The organism is Pseudocitrobacter sp. CD920760 (assembly GCF_057782505.1).
In genome coordinates this window covers 5,192,088-5,212,802 of record NZ_CM173490.1, presented here as the reverse complement: position 1 = coordinate 5,212,802, position 20,715 = coordinate 5,192,088, and the positions used below count along the sequence as shown (strand labels likewise).

Here is a 20,715-nt window from a genome sequence, read left to right as displayed (position 1 = left end):
GAAGATGACAAACCAGGCTGTCGCTGGTCGCCGCTATTTCACCAAAGCATGGCTGCTGGAGCAAAAATCGCTGATCGCTTTGCTGGTGCTGATTGCCATCGTCTCGACCATGAGTCCCAACTTTTTTACCGTCAATAACCTGTTCAACATCCTGCAACAGACCTCCGTTAACGCCATTATGGCGGTGGGGATGACGCTGGTGATTTTGACCTCGGGGATCGACCTGTCCGTCGGTTCTCTGCTGGCGCTCACCGGCGCGGTCGCTGCCTCGATTGTCGGCCTTGAAGTCAATGCGCTGGTGGCGGTGGCTGCCGCGCTGGTGCTGGGCGGCGCTATTGGCGCGGTGACCGGGGTGATTGTGGCGAAAGGCCGCGTGCAGGCGTTTATCGCCACGCTGGTGATGATGCTACTGCTGCGCGGGGTGACCATGGTGTACACCAACGGCAGCCCGGTGAATACCGGTTTTACCGATAACGCCGATCTGTTCGGCTGGTTCGGGATTGGCCGCCCGCTCGGCATCCCGACGCCGGTGTGGATCATGGCGATTGTCTTCCTCGCGGCCTGGTACATGCTGCACCACACGCGTCTTGGCCGCTATATCTATGCGCTGGGCGGTAGCGAAGCGGCAACACGCCTTTCCGGTATCAGCGTCAATAAAATCAAAATTATCGTCTACGCTTTGTGCGGCCTGCTGGCGTCGCTGGCGGGTGTTATCGAAGTGGCGCGTCTCTCTTCTGCGCAGCCGACGGCGGGCACCGGCTACGAGCTGGATGCTATCGCGGCGGTTGTGCTGGGCGGCACCAGTCTTGCGGGCGGTAAAGGTCGCATTGTTGGGACGCTGATCGGCGCGCTGATCCTCGGTTTCCTGAATAATGGTTTGAATTTGCTGGGTGTTTCTTCCTATTACCAGATGATCGTTAAAGCAGTGGTGATTTTGCTGGCGGTGCTGGTAGACAACAAAAAGCAGTAACTCACGACTCTACAGGACATCTTAACTATGAATATGAAAAAACTGGCAACCCTGGTTTCTGCTGTTGCGCTGAGCGCCACTGTGAGCGCAAACGCGATGGCGAAAGACACCATCGCGCTGGTCATCTCTACCCTGAATAACCCGTTCTTCGTGTCCCTGAAAGATGGCGCGCAGAAAGAAGCCGACAAACTGGGTTACAACCTGGTGGTACTGGATTCGCAGAACAACCCGGCGAAAGAGCTGGCGAACGTGCAGGACCTGACCGTGCGCGGCGCGAAAATTCTGCTGGTCAACCCAACGGATTCCGACGCAGTGGGTAACGCCATCAAAATGGCTAACCAGTCTAAAATTCCGGTAATCACCCTCGACCGCGTAGCGTCGAAAGGCGAAGTGGTCAGCCATATCGCGTCTGATAACGTGCTGGGCGGAAAAATCGCCGGTGATTACATTGCGAAAAAAGCCGGTGAAGGCGCGAAGGTGATTGAATTACAAGGTATCGCCGGAACCTCTGCTGCACGTGAGCGTGGTGAAGGTTTCCAGCAGGCTGTGGCAGCGCACAAATTTAATGTGCTGGCGAGCCAACCGGCTGATTTCGACCGCACTAAGGGCCTGAACGTCATGCAGAACCTGCTGACTGCGCACCCGGATGTGCAGGCGGTATTTGCTCAGAACGATGAAATGGCGCTGGGTGCACTGCGTGCGCTGCAAACCGCAGGTAAATCCGATGTGATGGTTGTCGGGTTTGACGGCACGCCAGATGGCGAAAAAGCAGTAAATGATGGCAAACTGTCGGCGACTATTGCTCAGTTGCCAGAGCAGATCGGCGCGAAAGGCGTTGAAACTGCGGATAAGGTCCTGAAAGGTGAGAAAGTTCAGGCTAAATATCCGGTTGACCTGAAACTGGTCATTAAGCAATAAGTCACTATCAGGCCACAAAAGGCTTGAGGGACAACCTATAAAGAAAAGCAGGGCACGCGCCACCCGGCAACGGGTGGCGCACTTATCGGACACGCTGAAATGAAAACCGCAGGCAAACTCGTCGTTCTTGGCAGCATCAATGCCGATCACATCCTTAACCTCGAATCCTTCCCGACGCCGGGTGAAACCGTCACCGGTAACCAGTACCAGGTCGCTTTTGGTGGCAAAGGCGCAAACCAGGCGGTGGCCGCAGGGCGCAGCGGCGCGGATATCGCGTTTATCGCCTGTACGGGTGACGATGATACTGGCGAGCGCGTGCGTCAACAGCTGGCGAACGATCGTATCGACGTGGCGCCGGTGAGCGTGATTCCGGGGGAATCAACCGGCGTGGCGCTGATTTTCGTTAACGGCGAAGGCGAAAACGTCATTGGTATTCATGCGGGCGCCAATGCGGCGCTGTCGCCTGCATTGGTTGAGGCGCAGAAAACGCGTATTGCACAGGCGGATGCGCTGCTGATGCAGCTGGAATCACCGCTGGAAAGCGTCCTGCTGGCGGCTAAAATTGCCCATCAGCACCAGACACAGGTGATTTTAAACCCGGCTCCGGCACGTGAACTGTCTGACGAATTACTGGCGCTGGTGGACATCATCACGCCGAATGAAACGGAAGCTGAGAAGCTAACCGGCATCCGCGTAGAAAACGATGACGATGCGGCGAAAGCGGCGCAGGCGTTGCACGCCAAAGGCATCGATACCGTTATCATCACCCTGGGTAGCCGTGGCGTGTGGGCAAGTGTGAAGGGCGAAGGTCAACGCGTGGCGGGCTTTAAAGTGCAGGCCATTGATACCATCGCCGCCGGAGATACCTTTAACGGCGCGCTGATCACCGCACTGCTGGAAGATAAACCGCTGAACGAGGCGATTCGGTTTGCGCACGCGGCGGCGGCCATTGCCGTCACCCGTAAAGGCGCGCAGCCTTCCGTTCCCTGGCGTGAAGAGATCGACGAATTTCTGAATCAGCAGAGGTAATGTTTGGCTACCATGAAAGATGTCGCTCGCGTGGCGGGCGTTTCAACCTCTACCGTTTCTCACGTCATCAATAAAGACCGCTACGTCAGTGAAGCGATCACTGAAAAAGTCGATGCGGCCATCAAAAGCCTGAACTACGCGCCATCTGCGATAGCGCGTAGCCTCAAACTGAATCAAACCCGCACAATCGGCATGCTGATTACCGCCAGTACAAATCCATTCTATTCGGAGCTGGTGCGCGGCGTGGAGAGAAGCTGTTTTGAACGCGGCTACAGTCTGGTGCTGTGTAATACCGAAGGCGACGAGCAGCGGATGAACCGCAACCTGGAGACGCTAATGCAAAAACGCGTTGATGGGTTATTGCTGTTATGCACCGAAACGCACCAGCCGTCGCAGGAGATTATGCAGCGTTATCCGTCCATTCCGACGGTGATGATGGACTGGGCGCCGTTTGATGGCGACAGCGATCTGATTCAGGATAACTCTTTGCTGGGCGGTGACATGGCGACGCGCTATCTCATCGAACAGGGCCACACCCGCATCGCCTGTATCGCCGGGCCGCTGGATAAAACGCCTGCACGTCTGCGTCTGGAAGGATATCACTCAGCTATGCAGCATGCGGAGCTTCCTGTACCCGACGGGTATGTGATCACCAGTAACTTTGAATTTGGCGGTGGTTTTGATGCCATGCAGCAGTTGCTGGCGCTGCCGGAATTACCGCAGGCGGTATTCGTCGGAAATGATGCGATGGCGGTGGGTGCGTATCAGGCGCTTTATCAGGCCGGATTGCGTATTCCGCAGGATATGGCGGTGATTGGTTATGATGATATTGAACTGGCACGCTACATGACGCCACCGCTGACGACCATTCATCAGCCCAAAGATGAACTGGGTGAACTGGCGATTGATGTGTTAATCCACCGTATGGCCCAGCCCGGACAAAAACAGCAGCGTGTGCAGTTGACGCCCGAGCTGGTGGTTCGCGGCTCCGTTTAAGTTTTGTGCCGCTCCTTAATCAGGTTGCGGCCATCTTTCGGCTTCAGCAGCATAAACATGAATGCTGACACTACCGTTATCCCGCCCATCGTAATAAAGGTGTAGTGGAATTGTTCGATGGTGTTTGAGCCTTCCATTCCCTGGTACACCCTTAACACGGTGGCGCTGATCGCCACCCCTAAACTGATTGAGAGCTGTTGGGTGACGGCCAGCATACTGTTGCCGCTGCTGGCGTTTTCATCCGTCAGATCGGCAAGTGTAATGGTATTCATCGACGTAAACTGCGTCGACATCGCCATCCCGAGCACAAACAGCGGCAGGATCAACATCCAAATCGGCATTGAGGGTGATTGCAGCGAGAACTGCGCAATCATCACGCCAATAAACAGCGTAATACCCACCAGTGTTTTCCGATAACCGAGCCAGCGCAGTACCTGCGTAACCGTCGATTTTGCCAGAATAGACCCAAGCGCGGTCGGCGCCATCATGCAACCGGCTATCAACGCCGGATAGCCAAAGCCGACCTGCAACATCAGTGGCATCAGGAACGGCACGCAGCCAGTGCCCAAACGCGTGGCCAGATTGCCGGCAATGCCGACGGAAAAAGTGCGCGTCTTAAAGAGTGACAGAGAGATAAGCGGCGTCGGATGACGGCGGGCGTGGCGAATATAAGCCAGCAACAGCAGAATACTGATGCCAATAATCGCGAAAGCTATCCAGCTTGCCACAATACGTTCGCCGAACAGTTCCATCCCGCTGGAGAACAGCACCAGGCTCAGGCCGAACAGCAGGAAGCCGGACATATCAAAGCTGCGCTTCGGCGTGGTGAAATTGGGCATGTATTTGCGGGCATAGAAGAGACCCGTAATTCCAATCGGAATATTGATAAGGAAAATCCAATGCCAGCTGGCCCACGTGACCAGCACGCCGCCGAGTACCGGACCGAGTATCGGCCCCACCAGTCCCGGCATAGTGACGAAGTTAAGCACCGGCAGCAGTTCGCTGCGTGGGTACGCGCGCAGTAGCGCCAGACGCGCGACGGGCATCATCATTGCCCCGCCGATACCCTGAATGACGCGGAAGATAACCAGCTCTAATAATGATGTTGAGAGGGCGCAGGCTAACGAACCCAGCGTGAAAAGCGTCACGGCAATCATAAAGATGCGACGAGTACCGAAGCGGTCGGCTAACCAGCCGCTAACCGGGATCAGCATGGCTACCGTCAGGGTGTAACTGATAATGGCGGACTGCATAGCAAGCGGTGAACGGTTAAGGCTGTGCGCGATGGCGGGGAGCGCGGTATTAAGGATTGTCGCATCCAGGGCCTGCATGAAAAATGCCATGGCGGCTATCCACGGCAACCCGGCCATACTCCGCGCTTTTTTCTTTATCATGCGATGCTTTTATACTCCAGGTCGAATATGCGGAGCGCTTAATAGCGCCTGGCAGGCAATAAACGCTTTTTGGCTATCGCTTTCCTGAATAGCGTTAACAATTGCCTGATGCTTTTCCAGTTCGATCACTTCATCCTGAGTAATCGAGGTAAAGTAAGTGTGATAGACCGAATGGAAAAGTTTAGCGAAGGATATCAGGAACGGGTTGGCCGTCATTTCATAGATATGCTCGTGCCAGGCGGTATCTACATCAATCCAGCGTTGGCGATCGAAATTCTTTTTCAGAATCGCCATCTCCTTCATTAGTGTATTGAGTTCTGCTTTTTGCTCTGCGGTGCCTAATACGGCGGCCAGTAAGCAGGCCTGCGGTTCGAGGCTGTGGCGGAGCACCAGAAAGTGTTTCATCACTTCCTGGAAATTATCTTCCGTCAGCCACCATGAAAGCAGCTCGGTATCGAGAAAGTTCCAGTGTGATTGCGGCATGACACGAGTGCCAATACGCGGGCGCGGCAGAAGCATCCCTTTCGCGGAAAGGGTTTTGACCGCTTCACGAACGGCGGTACGGCTCACGCCGAAGATCTCACCTAATTCCATTTCGCCCGGCAGAATACTTTCCGGAGGATATTCACCTTTAAGGATTTTCTGAGCTAACTTCTCCGCTAATACCCACGAGATGTTTTTTTGAGCTGCTAATTGCTGTGCGCTTAAAGACATAAAAGGTGTCCTGTATCTTGTTATTGGTTCTAGTATGCCATTCACCGACAAAAATCGGCTGCAAAAACGCCAAAGAGTGCATTTTATGGCGTATTAGCATGCATATTGGTGAAAAAAAGCACGAACTGTAATTTTTTTTAAATAACCTCTTGTCTGTCTGAAATAACTCCCTATAATGCGCCTCCACTGACACGGAACAACGGCCTCTAAGCCGCCGGGTTAGCAGGCTTCCTTCGGGAACGCCGCCAGAGAAAAAGCGAAAATAAGCGCTTGACTCTGAAGGAGGAAAGCGTAATATGCGCACCTCGCAACGGTGAGCTTCACGCCGCGTTGCACTGCTCTTTAACAATTTATCAGACAATCTGTGTGGGCACTCAATGATACGGATTCTTAACGTCGCAAGACGATAAATGAATACCAAGTCTCTGAGTGAACACGTAATTCATTACGAAGTTTAATTCACGAGCATCAAACTTAAATTGAAGAGTTTGATCATGGCTCAGATTGAACGCTGGCGGCAGGCCTAACACATGCAAGTCGAACGGTAACAGGAATCAGCTTGCTGATTCGCTGACGAGTGGCGGACGGGTGAGTAATGTCTGGGAAACTGCCTGATGGAGGGGGATAACTACTGGAAACGGTAGCTAATACCGCATAACGTCGCAAGACCAAAGAGGGGGACCTTCGGGCCTCTTGCCATCGGATGTGCCCAGATGGGATTAGCTAGTAGGTGGGGTAACGGCTCACCTAGGCGACGATCCCTAGCTGGTCTGAGAGGATGACCAGCCACACTGGAACTGAGACACGGTCCAGACTCCTACGGGAGGCAGCAGTGGGGAATATTGCACAATGGGCGCAAGCCTGATGCAGCCATGCCGCGTGTATGAAGAAGGCCTTCGGGTTGTAAAGTACTTTCAGCGAGGAGGAAGGTGTTGAGGTTAATAACCTCAGCAATTGACGTTACTCGCAGAAGAAGCACCGGCTAACTCCGTGCCAGCAGCCGCGGTAATACGGAGGGTGCAAGCGTTAATCGGAATTACTGGGCGTAAAGCGCACGCAGGCGGTTTGTTAAGTCAGATGTGAAATCCCCGGGCTCAACCTGGGAACTGCATTTGAAACTGGCAAGCTTGAGTCTCGTAGAGGGGGGTAGAATTCCAGGTGTAGCGGTGAAATGCGTAGAGATCTGGAGGAATACCGGTGGCGAAGGCGGCCCCCTGGACGAAGACTGACGCTCAGGTGCGAAAGCGTGGGGAGCAAACAGGATTAGATACCCTGGTAGTCCACGCTGTAAACGATGTCGACTTGGAGGTTGTGCCCTTGAGGCGTGGCTTCCGGAGCTAACGCGTTAAGTCGACCGCCTGGGGAGTACGGCCGCAAGGTTAAAACTCAAATGAATTGACGGGGGCCCGCACAAGCGGTGGAGCATGTGGTTTAATTCGATGCAACGCGAAGAACCTTACCTACTCTTGACATCCACGGAACTTTTCAGAGATGAATTGGTGCCTTCGGGAACCGTGAGACAGGTGCTGCATGGCTGTCGTCAGCTCGTGTTGTGAAATGTTGGGTTAAGTCCCGCAACGAGCGCAACCCTTATCCTTTGTTGCCAGCGGTTCGGCCGGGAACTCAAAGGAGACTGCCAGTGATAAACTGGAGGAAGGTGGGGATGACGTCAAGTCATCATGGCCCTTACGAGTAGGGCTACACACGTGCTACAATGGCATATACAAAGAGAAGCGACCTCGCGAGAGCAAGCGGACCTCATAAAGTATGTCGTAGTCCGGATTGGAGTCTGCAACTCGACTCCATGAAGTCGGAATCGCTAGTAATCGTAGATCAGAATGCTACGGTGAATACGTTCCCGGGCCTTGTACACACCGCCCGTCACACCATGGGAGTGGGTTGCAAAAGAAGTAGGTAGCTTAACCTTCGGGAGGGCGCTTACCACTTTGTGATTCATGACTGGGGTGAAGTCGTAACAAGGTAACCGTAGGGGAACCTGCGGTTGGATCACCTCCTTACCTTAAAGAACCGTTCCTTGAAGTGTCCACACAAATTGTCTGATAAATGATGAACTTCTGAATGTACTTTCGAGTGCATTAAGAAGTTTTGCTCTTTAAAAATCTGGATCAAGCTGAAAATTGAAACGACACACTTTTAAGTGTGTTCGAGTCTCTCAAATTTTCGCAACACGATGGTGTTTTACGAAACATCTTCGGGTTGTGAGGTTAAGCGACTAAGCGTACACGGTGGATGCCCTGGCAGTCAGAGGCGATGAAGGACGTGCTAATCTGCGATAAGCGTCGGTAAGGTGATATGAACCGTTATAACCGGCGATTTCCGAATGGGGAAACCCAGTGCAATTCGTTGCACTATCGTTAAGTGAATACATAGCTTAACGAAGCGAACCGGGGGAACTGAAACATCTAAGTACCCCGAGGAAAAGAAATCAACCGAGATTCCCCCAGTAGCGGCGAGCGAACGGGGAGCAGCCCAGAGTCTGAATCAGCATGTGTGTTAGTGGAAGCGTCTGGAAAGTCGCACGATACAGGGTGAAAGTCCCGTACACCAAAATGCATATGTTGTGAACTCGAAGAGTAGGGCGGGACACGTGGTATCCTGTCTGAATATGGGGGGACCATCCTCCAAGGCTAAATACTCCTGACTGACCGATAGTGAACCAGTACCGTGAGGGAAAGGCGAAAAGAACCCCGGCGAGGGGAGTGAAAAAGAACCTGAAACCGTGTACGTACAAGCAGTGGGAGCCTCTTTATGGGGTGACTGCGTACCTTTTGTATAATGGGTCAGCGACTTATATTCTGTAGCAAGGTTAACCGAATAGGGGAGCCGAAGGGAAACCGAGTCTTAACTGGGCGTTAAGTTGCAGGGTATAGACCCGAAACCCGGTGATCTAGCCATGGGCAGGTTGAAGGTTGGGTAACACTAACTGGAGGACCGAACCGACTAATGTTGAAAAATTAGCGGATGACTTGTGGCTGGGGGTGAAAGGCCAATCAAACCGGGAGATAGCTGGTTCTCCCCGAAAGCTATTTAGGTAGCGCCTCGTGAACTCATCTTCGGGGGTAGAGCACTGTTTCGGCTAGGGGGTCATCCCGACTTACCAACCCGATGCAAACTACGAATACCGAAGAATGTTATCACGGGAGACACACGGCGGGTGCTAACGTCCGTCGTGAAGAGGGAAACAACCCAGACCGCCAGCTAAGGTCCCAAAGTCACAGTTAAGTGGGAAACGATGTGGGAAGGCTCAGACAGCCAGGATGTTGGCTTAGAAGCAGCCATCATTTAAAGAAAGCGTAATAGCTCACTGGTCGAGTCGGCCTGCGCGGAAGATGTAACGGGGCTAAACTGTGCACCGAAGCTGCGGCAGCGACACTATGTGTTGTTGGGTAGGGGAGCGTTCTGTAAGCCGTTGAAGGTGTGTCGTGAGGCATGCTGGAGGTATCAGAAGTGCGAATGCTGACATAAGTAACGATAAAGCGGGTGAAAAGCCCGCTCGCCGGAAGACCAAGGGTTCCTGTCCAACGTTAATCGGGGCAGGGTGAGTCGACCCCTAAGGCGAGGCCGAAAGGCGTAGTCGATGGGAAACAGGTTAATATTCCTGTACTTGGTGTTACTGCGAAGGGGGGACGGAGAAGGCTATGTTGGCCGGGCGACGGTTGTCCCGGTTTAAGCGTGTAGGTGGGAAGTTTAGGTAAATCCGGACTTCTGTTAACACTGAGACGTGATGACGAGGCACTACGGTGCTGAAGTAACAAATGCCCTGCTTCCAGGAAAAGCCTCTAAGCATCAGGTAACATTGAATCGTACCCCAAACCGACACAGGTGGTCAGGTAGAGAATACCAAGGCGCTTGAGAGAACTCGGGTGAAGGAACTAGGCAAAATGGTGCCGTAACTTCGGGAGAAGGCACGCTGATATGTAGGTGAAGCGGTTTACCCGTGGAGCTGAAATCAGTCGAAGATACCAGCTGGCTGCAACTGTTTATTAAAAACACAGCACTGTGCAAACACGAAAGTGGACGTATACGGTGTGACGCCTGCCCGGTGCCGGAAGGTTAATTGATGGGGTTAGCGGCAACGCGAAGCTCTTGATCGAAGCCCCGGTAAACGGCGGCCGTAACTATAACGGTCCTAAGGTAGCGAAATTCCTTGTCGGGTAAGTTCCGACCTGCACGAATGGCGTAATGATGGCCAGGCTGTCTCCACCCGAGACTCAGTGAAATTGAACTCGCTGTGAAGATGCAGTGTACCCGCGGCAAGACGGAAAGACCCCGTGAACCTTTACTATAGCTTGACACTGAACATTGAGCCTTGATGTGTAGGATAGGTGGGAGGCTTTGAAGTGTGGACGCCAGTCTGCATGGAGCCAACCTTGAAATACCACCCTTTAATGTTTGATGTTCTAACGTAGACCCGTGATCCGGGTTGCGGACAGTGTCTGGTGGGTAGTTTGACTGGGGCGGTCTCCTCCCAAAGAGTAACGGAGGAGCACGAAGGTTAGCTAATCCTGGTCGGACATCAGGAGGTTAGTGCAATGGCATAAGCTAGCTTGACTGCGAGCGTGACGGCGCGAGCAGGTGCGAAAGCAGGTCATAGTGATCCGGTGGTTCTGAATGGAAGGGCCATCGCTCAACGGATAAAAGGTACTCCGGGGATAACAGGCTGATACCGCCCAAGAGTTCATATCGACGGCGGTGTTTGGCACCTCGATGTCGGCTCATCACATCCTGGGGCTGAAGTAGGTCCCAAGGGTATGGCTGTTCGCCATTTAAAGTGGTACGCGAGCTGGGTTTAGAACGTCGTGAGACAGTTCGGTCCCTATCTGCCGTGGGCGCTGGAGAATTGAGGGGGGCTGCTCCTAGTACGAGAGGACCGGAGTGGACGCATCACTGGTGTTCGGGTTGTCATGCCAATGGCATTGCCCGGTAGCTACATGCGGAAGAGATAAGTGCTGAAAGCATCTAAGCACGAAACTTGCCCCGAGATGAGTTCTCCCTGACTCCTTGAGAGTCCTGAAGGAACGTTGAAGACTACGACGTTGATAGGCTGGGTGTGTAAGTGCAGCGATGCATTGAGCTAACCAGTACTAATGAACCGTGAGGCTTAACCTTACAACGCCGAAGATGTTTTGGCGAAGAGACATCGATAAGTAAGCTTGATAACAGATTAAATTAACCGGCGTAAGCGGGTTAATACAACAGAATTTGCCTGGCGGCACTAGCGCGGTGGTCCCACCTGACCCCATGCCGAACTCAGAAGTGAAACGCCGTAGCGCCGATGGTAGTGTGGGGTCTCCCCATGCGAGAGTAGGGAACTGCCAGGCATCAAATAAAGCAGAAGGCCATCCGAAAGGATGGCCTTTTTGCGCTGGTGCGGAAAAAAACTGCCGAATGCGGCTGCGCCTTATCCGGCCTGCGGGTACGGTGCACATTGTAGGCCCGGTAAGCGCAGCGCCACCGGGCAACAACTCGCACAATTCACAACATCCGCATCCACTGCACAACAAAATCCGCGATCCCCTCGACGTCATTAATATCCAATAACGGCACATCCACACTGAGCGAAATATCACTGGCCACGGCTATTACATGCGCATCGATCACCAGATCTTCCGGCTTATGCCCGGCATCCTCACGAAACAACACAATCTTCGCGATCTCCTCGTGCTTGAATCCCTCCACCAGAATTAAATCCAGCGTTGATGCATCCATTCTGCTGGCCAGGAATACGAGATCCAGCTCCTCTTCCTCCGGCGTCTCCGTCATTAGCGCCCAGCGCTGTTTGCTGGCAACCAGCGTCTGCGCCGCGCCTGCTTTACGTAATTCGTAACTATCCTTGCCTGGCTTATCCACATCCATATTGTGGTGCGTATGCTTTATAAGCCCCGGACGTATCCCGCGCTGACATAGCTCTGGGATCAACTGCTTAAGGAGAGTTGTTTTACCGGTCCCGCTCCATGCCGCTATCGCTAATAAGGGAATCATGAGTGCGCCTCAAACCAGGCCAAATCCTCCAGCGTATTCACGTTACTGAACGCTTCAGGGCAATCGCTAAAATCCACCGCATGCCCGCCGGCCTCGCGCATAAAGACCATCACGCGTCGGTCGCCGCGTGCAAGATAGGCTTCAATATCCGCAGCAATTCGCCGATGGGCTAACGCAATCGCGGGGTGATCGCGGTCGCCATCATGAACCCACACCACCGGCGCTTCATTACGCTGGGATTGTAGACGTTCAGCCAGATGGGCAGGAATAAACGGCGTATCACAGGGGCAGAACAGGAACCACTCGCCCTCAGCTTGCCTGATGACAGAAGCCATCCCGGCAAGCGGCCCCGGAAAGTCGGCAAGCGTATCCTGATAAACGGGAAAACCGCTGGCCTGATACACCGAAATATTGCGATTAGCGCTGATCGCCACGGCGCTCACCTGCGGCTGTAAACGATCCGCCACATGTTTCCACAGCGATTTCCCATGCAGCGTCATTAACCCCTTATCCTGCCCGCCCATTCGTGATGCTTTACCGCCCGCCAGCACGACGCCCGTTATATTCACTATATCGCCTCTTTTATTGTGGGTTTGACCCTGCTACCGTGTGTTAATCAAGAGTAAGGAGCACGACCATGAAATGTAAACGTCTGAATGAAGTTATTGAACTCCTCCAGCCAGCCTGGCAGAAAGAGCCGGAACTGAACCTGATGCAATTTTTGCAGAAACTGGCGAAGGAGTCAGGTTATGAGGGTGAACTGGCGGATTTAACGGATGATATTCTGATCTATCACCTGAAAATGCGTGACTCGGCGAAAGATGCCGTGATTCCGGGTATTCAGAAAGATTACGAAGAAGATTTTAAAACCGCGCTGTTACGCGCACGCGGTGTGATTAAAGAGTAAAAGGTTGTAAGCACAGCCGCTGAAAGCGCTACGAAATGATATCCTGAACTATTCGTATAGTTAGTCGGATTGGCAGGATGAACGACAAGGCTTTCACTTTTCAGACATTGCACCCGGATACCATCATCGATGCGTTATTCGATCAAGGTATTCGGGTCGATTCTGGCCTTACCCCGTTAAACAGCTATGAAAACCGGGTTTATCAATTTCAGGATGAAGATCGCCGCCGTATGGTGGTGAAGTTCTATCGCCCCGAACGCTGGTCGGCTGACCAAATTCTGGAAGAACATCTCTTCGCCCAGGAACTTCTTAATGATGAAGTGCCTGTTGCCGCCCCCATCGCTTTCAACAACAAAACGCTGCTGACCCATCAGGGGTTTTACTTCGCCGTATTCCCAAGCCTGGGAGGCCGCCAGTTTGAATCTGATAATCTGGACCAAATGGAGTGGGTTGGGCGGTATCTGGGCCGTTTGCACCAAACCGGCCGTAAGTCGCGCTTTGTAGCCCGTCCGGAAATTGGCGTGAAAGAGTATCTTATTGAGCCGCGCGCCGTTTTTGAACATTCCGCTCTGGTTCCCGCCGCGTTGAAAGAACGTTTTCTTAAAGCGACCGATGACCTCATTGACGCCGTAATGGCGCAGTGGCATGGCCGCTTTAACACACTGCGCCTGCACGGTGATTGCCATGCCGGTAATATTCTCTGGCGTGATGGGCCGCTGTTTGTTGATTTGGATGATGCGCGCACTGGCCCGGCCGTACAGGATCTGTGGATGTTGCTGAATGGCGATCGTGCCGAGCAGCGGATGCAGATGGAGATGATTGTTGAAGCCTATGAGGAGTTCAGCAATTTTAATCTGGATGAGCTGGCTCTCATTGAGCCTTTACGCGCGATGCGATTGGTTTATTATCTTGCGTGGATTATCAGGCGCTGGGATGACCCTGCGTTTCCTCAGAATTTCCCCTGGCTTACCGGGGAAGATTTCTGGCTGCGGCAGATTTCGATATTTATTGAGCAGGTGAAGGTTCTTCAGGAGCCCCCTCTTCAGTTAACGCCAATGTATTAATTTGACATATTCAGGAGAGAATTCGTTATGAAAAAAATTTGGCTTGCGCTGGCAGGTATGATTCTGGCATTCAGCGCTTCCGCTGCTCAGATCACCGACGGCAAACAATACACTACCCTCGATAAACCGGTTGCCGGCGAGCCGCAGGTGCTGGAGTTCTTCTCGTTCTACTGCCCGCACTGCTATCAGTTTGAAGAAGTGCTGCATGTTTCCGATACTGTGAAACAGAAACTGCCGGAAGGCACCAAAATGACCAAATACCACGTTGAGTTCCTGGGCCCATTGGGCAAAGACCTGACTCAGGCGTGGGCAGTTGCAATGGCACTGGGCGTGGAAGATAAAATCACTGCGCCGATGTTCGAAGCCATTCAGAAAACACAGACCGTCCAGAACGTTGCTGATATCCGTAAGGTCTTCGTCGATGCGGGCGTGAAAGGTGAAGAATACGATGCCGCATGGAACAGCTTTGTGGTGAAATCTCTGGTAGCACAGCAGGAAAAAGCGGCCGCTGATCTGCAACTGCAAGGTGTTCCGGCGATGTTTGTTAACGGCAAATATCAGCTGAATCCGCAGGGTATGGATGCCAGCAATATGGAAATCTTTGTTCAGCAGTATGCTGATACCGTAAAACAACTTATTGAGAAAAAATAAGTTTAATTAATAATATATAAGGCTCGCAAATTATTGCGGGCCTTTTTTACACCCCTAAAATAAACACATTCTGATAATTCGCTTTTAAGTCTAACAAATATACAGGCCCCGGATATTCTTTTATATAATGCCTGTACATATTTATTAGGGATGATTGTCATGAAAAAGAGTGTCGTAGCGGCGGGCGTAGTGGTTGCTTTGGGTGTGTGTTGGATGGGTAGCGCATGGTATACCGGTAAACAGATCGAACCGAAAGTTGCTGATTTTGTTTCTGCGTTTAATCAGGCCAGTAAAGTGAAATCGCCACAAATGGGGATGACATTAAGCTACAAGGATTTTTCCAGCGGCATGCTGAGTTCTCATTTCCAGGTGGTGCTGACGTTTGAACATGGCGCAGAAGCCAGTGGTATCAAAGCCGGGCAAAACGTTGCGTTTAATGTTGATGTAGACCATGGTCCTTTCCCGCTTTCCTCGCTGGCAAAAGGACGTTTCGGGCCTGCCATGGCGGCGATGAACGTGTCGCTGGTTAACGGTGAAATCACCAAACCGCTTTTTGATGCGGCAAAAGGGCGCTCGCCAATCGATGCAAATATTCGTGCAAGTTATGATAAATCCATTGCGACCCAGCTTGTAGTGGCACCTGCTTCCTATTCAGATACTAAAACAACATTTGCTTTTGACGGTGGCGAATTTAATTTATCTGGTGATAAATTATCGCTTGCTGATGTGCAGATTGATGGACAATTAAAGAACATCGTTATTAGCCAGGATAGCAATGACGTCAAAGTTTATTCAGACTCAATGACGATGACATCTACCGGCCATACGGCTGATGATAATATCCCGGTTGGGAGCGTGAATATTGCGTTAAATAATATTCATGTAAATGCAAAGGGTAAAGATATCGTACAGATTAACGCCATGACAGCAACAACGGCTATGGCATTATCCAGTGATAAAAAACACATTAACTACACCCAGGAATATGGCATCAAAGATTTGACGCGTGAAAAACAGAATCTGGGAAGCGGTAAAATTGCGCTGCTCTTAGATAATCTCGATCCTGCCGCGATTCGCCAGTTGTTCACGGATTATAATATGGAACTCAGTAAGGCTATGGTGGCGAATCCTGCGCTGAGTGAAGATGAAGACGCGATGAGTGAGCTCAGTCTGAAGCTGCTCCAGAAGTACATTGCCAACATCCAGAAAAGCGAGCCAGTCATCAAATTACCGATTAGCTGGAAAAATGAGAAAGGCGAAATGACCGCCAATCTTAATATCGCCATTGCCGACCCGGCCAAAGCCACCTTCACACCGGGTACGTTAACCGAATCCGTTGACCAGAATGTCAAAACCATTACGGCTAACGTCATGCTGCCTCTGGATGTTTTCACCTACACCGCTAAGCAAATAAAGCTGGCGGAGGGTAAGGATGACGCTGCCGCACAAAAACAGGCTGAGAAAGATGTTAAAAATGCCACTACGATTGGCAAGATGATGGATCTTATCAGCGTAGACGATAAAGCGGCGAAGCTTGATTTTGAATATCAGCAGGGCAACGTTATCTTTAATGGCAAAGAGATGACAGCGGAAGAGTTTATGGCGCGGGGCGGTCGTTTCCTGCAATAAGCGGATTACCTCGCCTCCTGTCATTCTGGAGGCGAGGCTAGATATTATTTCTTCTGCGGGTGCGGCGTAATGAGTGACGTCAGCAGCGTATCTTTTTCTTCCCACAGGGTATTCAACCACTGCTGGAAACGGCGCTTAAAGTTCTTATCTGAGACGTAATCACCGTGTAACTCCTCGGCCACCGGCAGCAGATTCACGCGTACCACTATGCGCGTCAGTTTTCCGCTCAGCATGTCAAAGAACGGGCTATCGTTATTTTCCGGGTAACACAGCGTCACATCGAGCAACTTATCGAACTGCGCACCCAGCACGCCCAGCGCCATCGCAATACCGGCAGCTTTTGGCGGCAGCAGATTTTTATACGGCGAGCGGGTCTGGCGGCGTTTCTCTTCGGTAAAGCGTGAGCCTTCGACAAAATTCACGATAGTGGTGGGATGCGTGCGAAATTTCTCGCAGGAGCGGCGCGTGGTTTCAACATCTTTTCCGCGACGCTCCGGATGGCGGATGAGATAGCTGTGCGAGTAGCGGCGCATAAATGGCATATCCAGCGCCCAGCAGGCCAGACCGATAAACGGAACCCAGGCCAGTTGCTGTTTCAGGAAATACTTATTCATCGGAATATGCTTACGGAAAATCACGCACAGCACCACGATGTCGGCCCAGCTGTGGTGATTACAGATAAGCAGATACCAGTTCTTTTTGTTCAGCTTTTCCAGGCCCTCAATTTCCCACTTCAGATGCGGGTTGAGATGCAGCAGCGCCGCCAGGCCTTCACACCAGCAGTACATCATAAAATTGCAAAAAACGGAGACGGAACGCCAGATTGCCGGGATGGGCAAAATAAGCTTAACAAGCCCGGCGATGATGATCGGCACGGAACACAATATGGTCAGTAAAATAGTAAGCGCGATACTTATGGGAAGCGTTATCGCCGCGAGCAATCTCGACATAATTAGTTTATTCAGATAGTTAGTCATTTAACGCGCGCAGGCAAAACGCACAGGGGGCTGATTTTATCAGAAAACACACCTAATGACGGGTCTTACCAGAACAGAAAAATAACCTCTGCTTATATCCACACAGGATAAATTGTCACCACATCTTGTTTTGTGTTGGCGATCATTGCATAACTATATGAAAAATATAATCTATTTAGAAATTATATAGACATAAATGATCACATGTTATTAGCATAATAAAACTATGCACAAAGTTATCCACAGTTTTGATTTGCGAGTGATCCAGAAGATCTGCAAATCTTTTCGCGTAAATGGGGCGAAAAACTCATGTTTTCATGCTGTCTGTGGCATCCTTTAACCATAATCTGATAAACAGGCACGGAAATTATGGTTCAGATCCCCGAAAATCCCCTTATCCTCGTTGATGGCTCCTCGTATCTTTACAGGGCGTATCATGCTTTCCCACCGCTGACCAATGGCGCAGGCGAACCAACCGGCGCGATGTATGGCGTGCTGAATATGCTGCGCAGCCTGTTGCTGCAATATCAGCCGACGCACGCGGTCGTGGTGTTTGATGCGAAGGGTAAAACCTTCCGTGACGAACTGTTTGAGGATTACAAATCTCACCGCCCACCGATGCCTGACGATCTGCGTGCGCAGATCGAGCCGCTGCACGCGATGGTAAAAGCCATGGGGCTTCCGTTGATGGCGGTATCGGGCGTCGAAGCGGATGATGTGATCGGCACGCTGGCGCGCGAAGCGGAAGCGGCGGGTCGCCCGGTGTTGATCAGCACCGGTGATAAAGATATGGCGCAGCTGGTTACGCCGGGTATCACCCTGATTAACACCATGACCAACACCATTCTTGGCCCGGATGAGGTGGTGACCAAGTACGGCGTGCCGCCGGAACTCATCATCGACTTCCTCGCGCTGATGGGCGACTCCTCGGATAACATTCCTGGCGTGCCGGGCGTGGGCGAAAAAACCGCGCAGGCGCTGCTTCAGGGCCTGGGGGGGCTGGATACCCTCTATGCTGAGTCGGATAAAATTGCCGGGCTGAGCTTCCGTGGTGCGAAAACCATGGCCGCTAAGCTTGAGCAGAACAAAGAGGTGGCGTATCTCTCCTATAAACTCGCGACCATCAAAACTGACGTAGAACTGGAACTGACCTGCGAACAGCTGGAAGTGAAACCGCCAGCCGCAGAAGAATTACTGGGTCTGTTTAAAAAGTACGAATTTAAACGCTGGATCACTGATGTCGAATCCGGCAAATGGTTGCAGGCGAAGGGCGCGAAGCCGACAAAATCCGCCGCCAAACCTGCGGAAACCATCGTGGTGGAAGAGGAAGTCGAAACCACCGCCACCCTGAGCGCCGATAACTACGTCACGATCCTGGACGAGGCGACCCTGCTTGACTGGATTGAGAAGCTGAAAAAAGCGCCGTTGTTTGCTTTCGATACGGAAACGGACAGCCTCGATAATGTCTCTGCCAATATGGTTGGCCTGTCGTTTGCAACCGAACCGGGCGTTGCCGCATATGTGCCAGTGGCGCACGATTATCTTGACGCGCCAGAACAGATTTCCCGCGAACGCGCGCTGGAACTGCTCAAGCCGCTGCTGGAAGATGAAAAATGCCTGAAAGTCGGGCAGAACCTGAAATATGACCGCGGGATCCTTGCGAACTACGGTATTGAACTGCGCGGGATTGCCTATGACACCATGCTGGAATCCTACACGCTGGATAGCGTTGCGGGCCGTCACGACATGGACAGCCTTTCTGACCGCTGGTTGAAGCATAAAACCATCACTTTTGAAGAGATCGCCGGCAAAGGTAAGAAGCAGCTGACCTTCAACCAGATCGCACTGGAAGAAGCGGGCCGCTATGCGGCGGAAGACGCCGACGTCACGCTGCAACTGCATCTGAAAATGTGGCCGAAGCTGCAAAAGGAGAAGGGGCCGCTGAGCGTCTTCGAAAATATCGAGATGCCACTGGTGCCGGTGCTGTCGCGCGTGGAACGCAATGGCGTGAAGATCGACCCGGCAGTGCTGCATGCGCATTCGCAGGAGATTGCGAAACGGCTGGTGGAGCTGGAGCAGAAAGCCTTTGAGGTCGCTGGGGAAGAGTTTAACCTCTCCTCGCCAAAGCAGCTGCAAACCATTCTGTTTGAAAAACAGGGCATTAAACCGCTGAAGAAAACGCCGGGCGGCGCACCGTCTACGTCGGAAGAAGTGCTGGAAGAGCTGGCGCTGGATTATCCACTGCCAAAAGTCATTCTTGAGTATCGTGGCCTGGCGAAGCTGAAATCCACCTATACCGATAAGCTACCGTTGATGATTAACCCGAAAACCGGGCGCGTGCACACTTCTTATCATCAGGCTGTCACCGCAACCGGGCGTCTCTCCTCGACGGATCCGAACCTGCAAAACATTCCGGTACGTAATGATGAAGGGCGTCGTATTCGCCAGGCGTTTATTGCGCCGAAAGATTACGTGATTGTCTCTGCGGACTACTCACAAATCGAGCTGCGTATTATGGCGCACCTGTCGCGTGATAAGGGCCTGCTGACCGCGTTTGCGGAAGGGAAAGATATCCACCGCGCGACGGCGGCGGAAGTTTTTGGCTTGCCATTAGAGAGTGTAAGCAGCGAACAGCGCCGCAGCGCGAAGGCGATTAACTTCGGTTTGATCTACGGCATGAGCGCTTTTGGCCTCTCTCGCCAGCTCAACATTCCGCGTAAAGAGTCGCAGAAGTATATGGATCTCTACTTCGAGCGTTACCCTGGCGTACTGGAGTATATGGAGCGTACCCGCGCACAGGCGAAAGATCAGGGCTACGTTGAAACGCTGGATGGCCGTCGTCTTTACCTTCCGGACATCAAATCCAGCAACGGCGCGCGTCGTGCCGGGGCTGAACGAGCCGCGATCAACGCCCCAATGCAGGGCACTGCCGCCGATATCATCAAGCGAGCGATGATTGCTGTGGATGCCTGGCTTGAGAGCGAAAAACCGCGCGTGCGCATGATCATGCAGGTGCACGATGAACTGGTGTTCGAAGTGCATAAAGATGATGTGGATGCCGTGTCGAAAAAAATCCATGAACTGATGGAAAACAGCACCCAACTGGATGTGCCATTGCTGGTGGAAGTGGGCAGCGGCGAAAACTGGGATCAGGCGCACTAAGCTTTCCGCGACCAAGCGCTTTTTTGGTAAGTAAGCAACATAACTTATAGCGTTTTGTGATGAACATTAGAATTCGCTATGTAATGAGTGAAAAAAAACTACAAAAAGTGCTTTCTGTGACCAAAAAAAAAGAGTAGAGTTAGTCGCGTAGGGTACAGAGGTAAGATGTTCTATCTTTCAGACCTTTTACTTCACGTAATCGGATTTGGCTGAATATTTTAGCCGCCCCGGTCAGTAATGACCGGGGCGTTTTTTATTGGGCGAAAGAAAAGCCGCCGGATGGCAGCTTTACGTGAAATCC

General features: G+C 52.2%; 15 protein-coding genes and 3 rRNA genes. 13 read left to right on the top strand and 5 right to left on the bottom strand.

All coding sequences use genetic code 11. The annotated features are described in order from the left end of the window. The first annotated feature begins 4 nt into the window (after positions 1-4). The 4 genes from rbsC (at position 5) to rbsR (ending at position 3,913) form a co-directional block, all read left to right on the top strand. Positions 5-970: a ribose ABC transporter permease gene (gene rbsC / locus AC1MKH_RS24620; protein ID WP_327622002.1), complete on the top strand. Its 966-nt coding sequence runs from the start codon at positions 5-7 to the stop codon at positions 968-970. Between the two features lie 27 nt (positions 971-997). Further along, the gene (gene rbsB, locus AC1MKH_RS24615; protein WP_015966578.1) at positions 998-1,888 is read left to right on the top strand and encodes a ribose ABC transporter substrate-binding protein RbsB; all 891 of its coding nucleotides are present in this window, start codon (positions 998-1,000) and stop codon (positions 1,886-1,888) included. Positions 1,889-1,987: 99 nt separating this feature from the next. Continuing rightward, a complete protein-coding gene (gene rbsK, locus AC1MKH_RS24610) occupies positions 1,988-2,917 on the top strand; it encodes a ribokinase (RefSeq protein ID WP_276222723.1) in 930 nt (309 codons plus the stop codon). Positions 2,918-2,920: 3 nt separating this feature from the next. Then, positions 2,921-3,913, top strand: a complete 993-nt coding sequence (gene rbsR / locus AC1MKH_RS24605) for a ribose operon transcriptional repressor RbsR (protein ID WP_276222721.1) — start codon at positions 2,921-2,923, stop codon at positions 3,911-3,913. On the opposite strand, the gene mdtD is transcribed toward rbsR, so the two are convergent. Beyond that, positions 3,910-5,307, bottom strand: coding sequence for a multidrug transporter subunit MdtD (gene mdtD, locus AC1MKH_RS24600; protein ID WP_276222718.1), 1,398 nt, complete (start codon positions 5,305-5,307; stop codon positions 3,910-3,912). The two genes, rbsR and mdtD, sit on opposite strands and share 4 nt — an antisense overlap. Before the next feature lie 9 nt (positions 5,308-5,316). Further along, complete coding sequence (locus tag AC1MKH_RS24595; RefSeq protein ID WP_276222716.1) at positions 5,317-6,021, bottom strand: FadR/GntR family transcriptional regulator; 705 nt, start codon at positions 6,019-6,021, stop codon at positions 5,317-5,319. Positions 6,022-6,497: 476 nt separating this feature from the next. Between AC1MKH_RS24595 and AC1MKH_RS24590 the strand changes: the two genes are divergently transcribed. From AC1MKH_RS24590 to rrf, 3 genes are all read left to right on the top strand, one after another. Then, positions 6,498-8,039: ribosomal RNA gene (locus tag AC1MKH_RS24590) — 16S ribosomal RNA — on the top strand. Positions 8,040-8,244: 205 nt separating this feature from the next. After that, positions 8,245-11,151 (top strand): 23S ribosomal RNA (locus AC1MKH_RS24585). 96 nt (positions 11,152-11,247) lie between these two features. After that, positions 11,248-11,363, top strand: a 5S ribosomal RNA gene (rrf, locus tag AC1MKH_RS24580). The 16S, 23S and 5S rRNA genes sit together here, the layout of an rRNA operon. A 154-nt stretch (positions 11,364-11,517) precedes the next feature. Here the strand turns inward: rrf and mobB are convergent. Further along, the gene (gene mobB / locus AC1MKH_RS24575; protein WP_276219312.1) at positions 11,518-12,024 is read right to left on the bottom strand and encodes a molybdopterin-guanine dinucleotide biosynthesis protein MobB; all 507 of its coding nucleotides are present in this window, start codon (positions 12,022-12,024) and stop codon (positions 11,518-11,520) included. After that, positions 12,021-12,548, bottom strand: a complete 528-nt coding sequence (gene mobA / locus AC1MKH_RS24570; RefSeq protein WP_276219338.1) for a molybdenum cofactor guanylyltransferase MobA — start codon at positions 12,546-12,548, stop codon at positions 12,021-12,023. Before mobA ends, mobB begins: the two co-directional genes overlap by 4 nt. Before the next feature lie 113 nt (positions 12,549-12,661). On the opposite strand from mobA, the gene AC1MKH_RS24565 reads away from it, so the two are divergent. The 4 genes from AC1MKH_RS24565 (at position 12,662) to AC1MKH_RS24550 (ending at position 16,275) form a co-directional block, all read left to right on the top strand. After that, the gene (locus AC1MKH_RS24565; RefSeq protein WP_015966571.1) at positions 12,662-12,931 is read left to right on the top strand and encodes a YihD family protein; all 270 of its coding nucleotides are present in this window, start codon (positions 12,662-12,664) and stop codon (positions 12,929-12,931) included. A 77-nt stretch (positions 12,932-13,008) separates the two neighbouring features. Then, positions 13,009-13,995 carry a serine/threonine protein kinase gene (locus tag AC1MKH_RS24560; protein ID WP_276219309.1) on the top strand — a complete coding sequence of 329 codons (987 nt, stop codon included), beginning with the start codon at positions 13,009-13,011 and terminating at the stop codon, positions 13,993-13,995. A 27-nt stretch (positions 13,996-14,022) separates the two neighbouring features. Further along, positions 14,023-14,646 (top strand): thiol:disulfide interchange protein DsbA, encoded by a 624-nt coding sequence (gene dsbA, locus AC1MKH_RS24555; RefSeq protein WP_149464275.1) that lies wholly within the window; start codon positions 14,023-14,025, stop codon positions 14,644-14,646. Positions 14,647-14,805: 159 nt separating this feature from the next. Further along, complete coding sequence (locus AC1MKH_RS24550) at positions 14,806-16,275, top strand: DUF945 family protein (RefSeq protein WP_276219307.1); 1,470 nt, start codon at positions 14,806-14,808, stop codon at positions 16,273-16,275. Between the two features lie 44 nt (positions 16,276-16,319). Here the strand turns inward: AC1MKH_RS24550 and yihG are convergent, their stop codons facing one another. Then, complete coding sequence (gene yihG / locus AC1MKH_RS24545) at positions 16,320-17,225, bottom strand: 1-acylglycerol-3-phosphate O-acyltransferase, YihG family (protein ID WP_231825838.1); 906 nt, start codon at positions 17,223-17,225, stop codon at positions 16,320-16,322. Positions 17,226-17,621: 396 nt separating this feature from the next. Here yihG and polA point away from each other — a divergent pair, with 396 nt between their 5' ends. Continuing rightward, a complete protein-coding gene (polA, locus tag AC1MKH_RS24540) occupies positions 17,622-20,414 on the top strand; it encodes a DNA polymerase I (protein ID WP_276219305.1) in 2,793 nt (930 codons plus the stop codon). Between the two features lie 165 nt (positions 20,415-20,579). Next, the gene (gene spfP, locus AC1MKH_RS24535; RefSeq protein WP_071892919.1) at positions 20,580-20,627 is read left to right on the top strand and encodes a small protein SpfP; all 48 of its coding nucleotides are present in this window, start codon (positions 20,580-20,582) and stop codon (positions 20,625-20,627) included. Positions 20,628-20,715: the final 88 nt, after the last annotated feature.

What these genes read in the sequence shown, in the direction of transcription:
- AC1MKH_RS24560 (WP_276219309.1), top strand. Translation starts at nt 13,009, where the DNA reads ATGAACGACAAGGCTTTCACTTTTCAGACATTGCACCCGGATACCATC.
- rbsB (WP_015966578.1), top strand. Translation starts at nt 998, where the DNA reads ATGAATATGAAAAAACTGGCAACCCTGGTTTCTGCTGTTGCGCTGAGC.
- AC1MKH_RS24595 (WP_276222716.1), bottom strand. Translation starts at nt 6,021, where the DNA reads ATGTCTTTAAGCGCACAGCAATTAGCAGCTCAAAAAAACATCTCGTGG.
- polA (WP_276219305.1), top strand. Translation starts at nt 17,622, where the DNA reads ATGGTTCAGATCCCCGAAAATCCCCTTATCCTCGTTGATGGCTCCTCG.
- mobA (WP_276219338.1), bottom strand. Translation starts at nt 12,548, where the DNA reads ATGGGCGGGCAGGATAAGGGGTTAATGACGCTGCATGGGAAATCGCTG.
- rbsC (WP_327622002.1), top strand. Translation starts at nt 5, where the DNA reads ATGACAAACCAGGCTGTCGCTGGTCGCCGCTATTTCACCAAAGCATGG.
- rbsK (WP_276222723.1), top strand. Translation starts at nt 1,988, where the DNA reads ATGAAAACCGCAGGCAAACTCGTCGTTCTTGGCAGCATCAATGCCGAT.
- mobB (WP_276219312.1), bottom strand. Translation starts at nt 12,024, where the DNA reads ATGATTCCCTTATTAGCGATAGCGGCATGGAGCGGGACCGGTAAAACA.
- dsbA (WP_149464275.1), top strand. Translation starts at nt 14,023, where the DNA reads ATGAAAAAAATTTGGCTTGCGCTGGCAGGTATGATTCTGGCATTCAGC.
- AC1MKH_RS24565 (WP_015966571.1), top strand. Translation starts at nt 12,662, where the DNA reads ATGAAATGTAAACGTCTGAATGAAGTTATTGAACTCCTCCAGCCAGCC.
- yihG (WP_231825838.1), bottom strand. Translation starts at nt 17,225, where the DNA reads ATGTCGAGATTGCTCGCGGCGATAACGCTTCCCATAAGTATCGCGCTT.
- AC1MKH_RS24550 (WP_276219307.1), top strand. Translation starts at nt 14,806, where the DNA reads ATGAAAAAGAGTGTCGTAGCGGCGGGCGTAGTGGTTGCTTTGGGTGTG.
- mdtD (WP_276222718.1), bottom strand. Translation starts at nt 5,307, where the DNA reads ATGATAAAGAAAAAAGCGCGGAGTATGGCCGGGTTGCCGTGGATAGCC.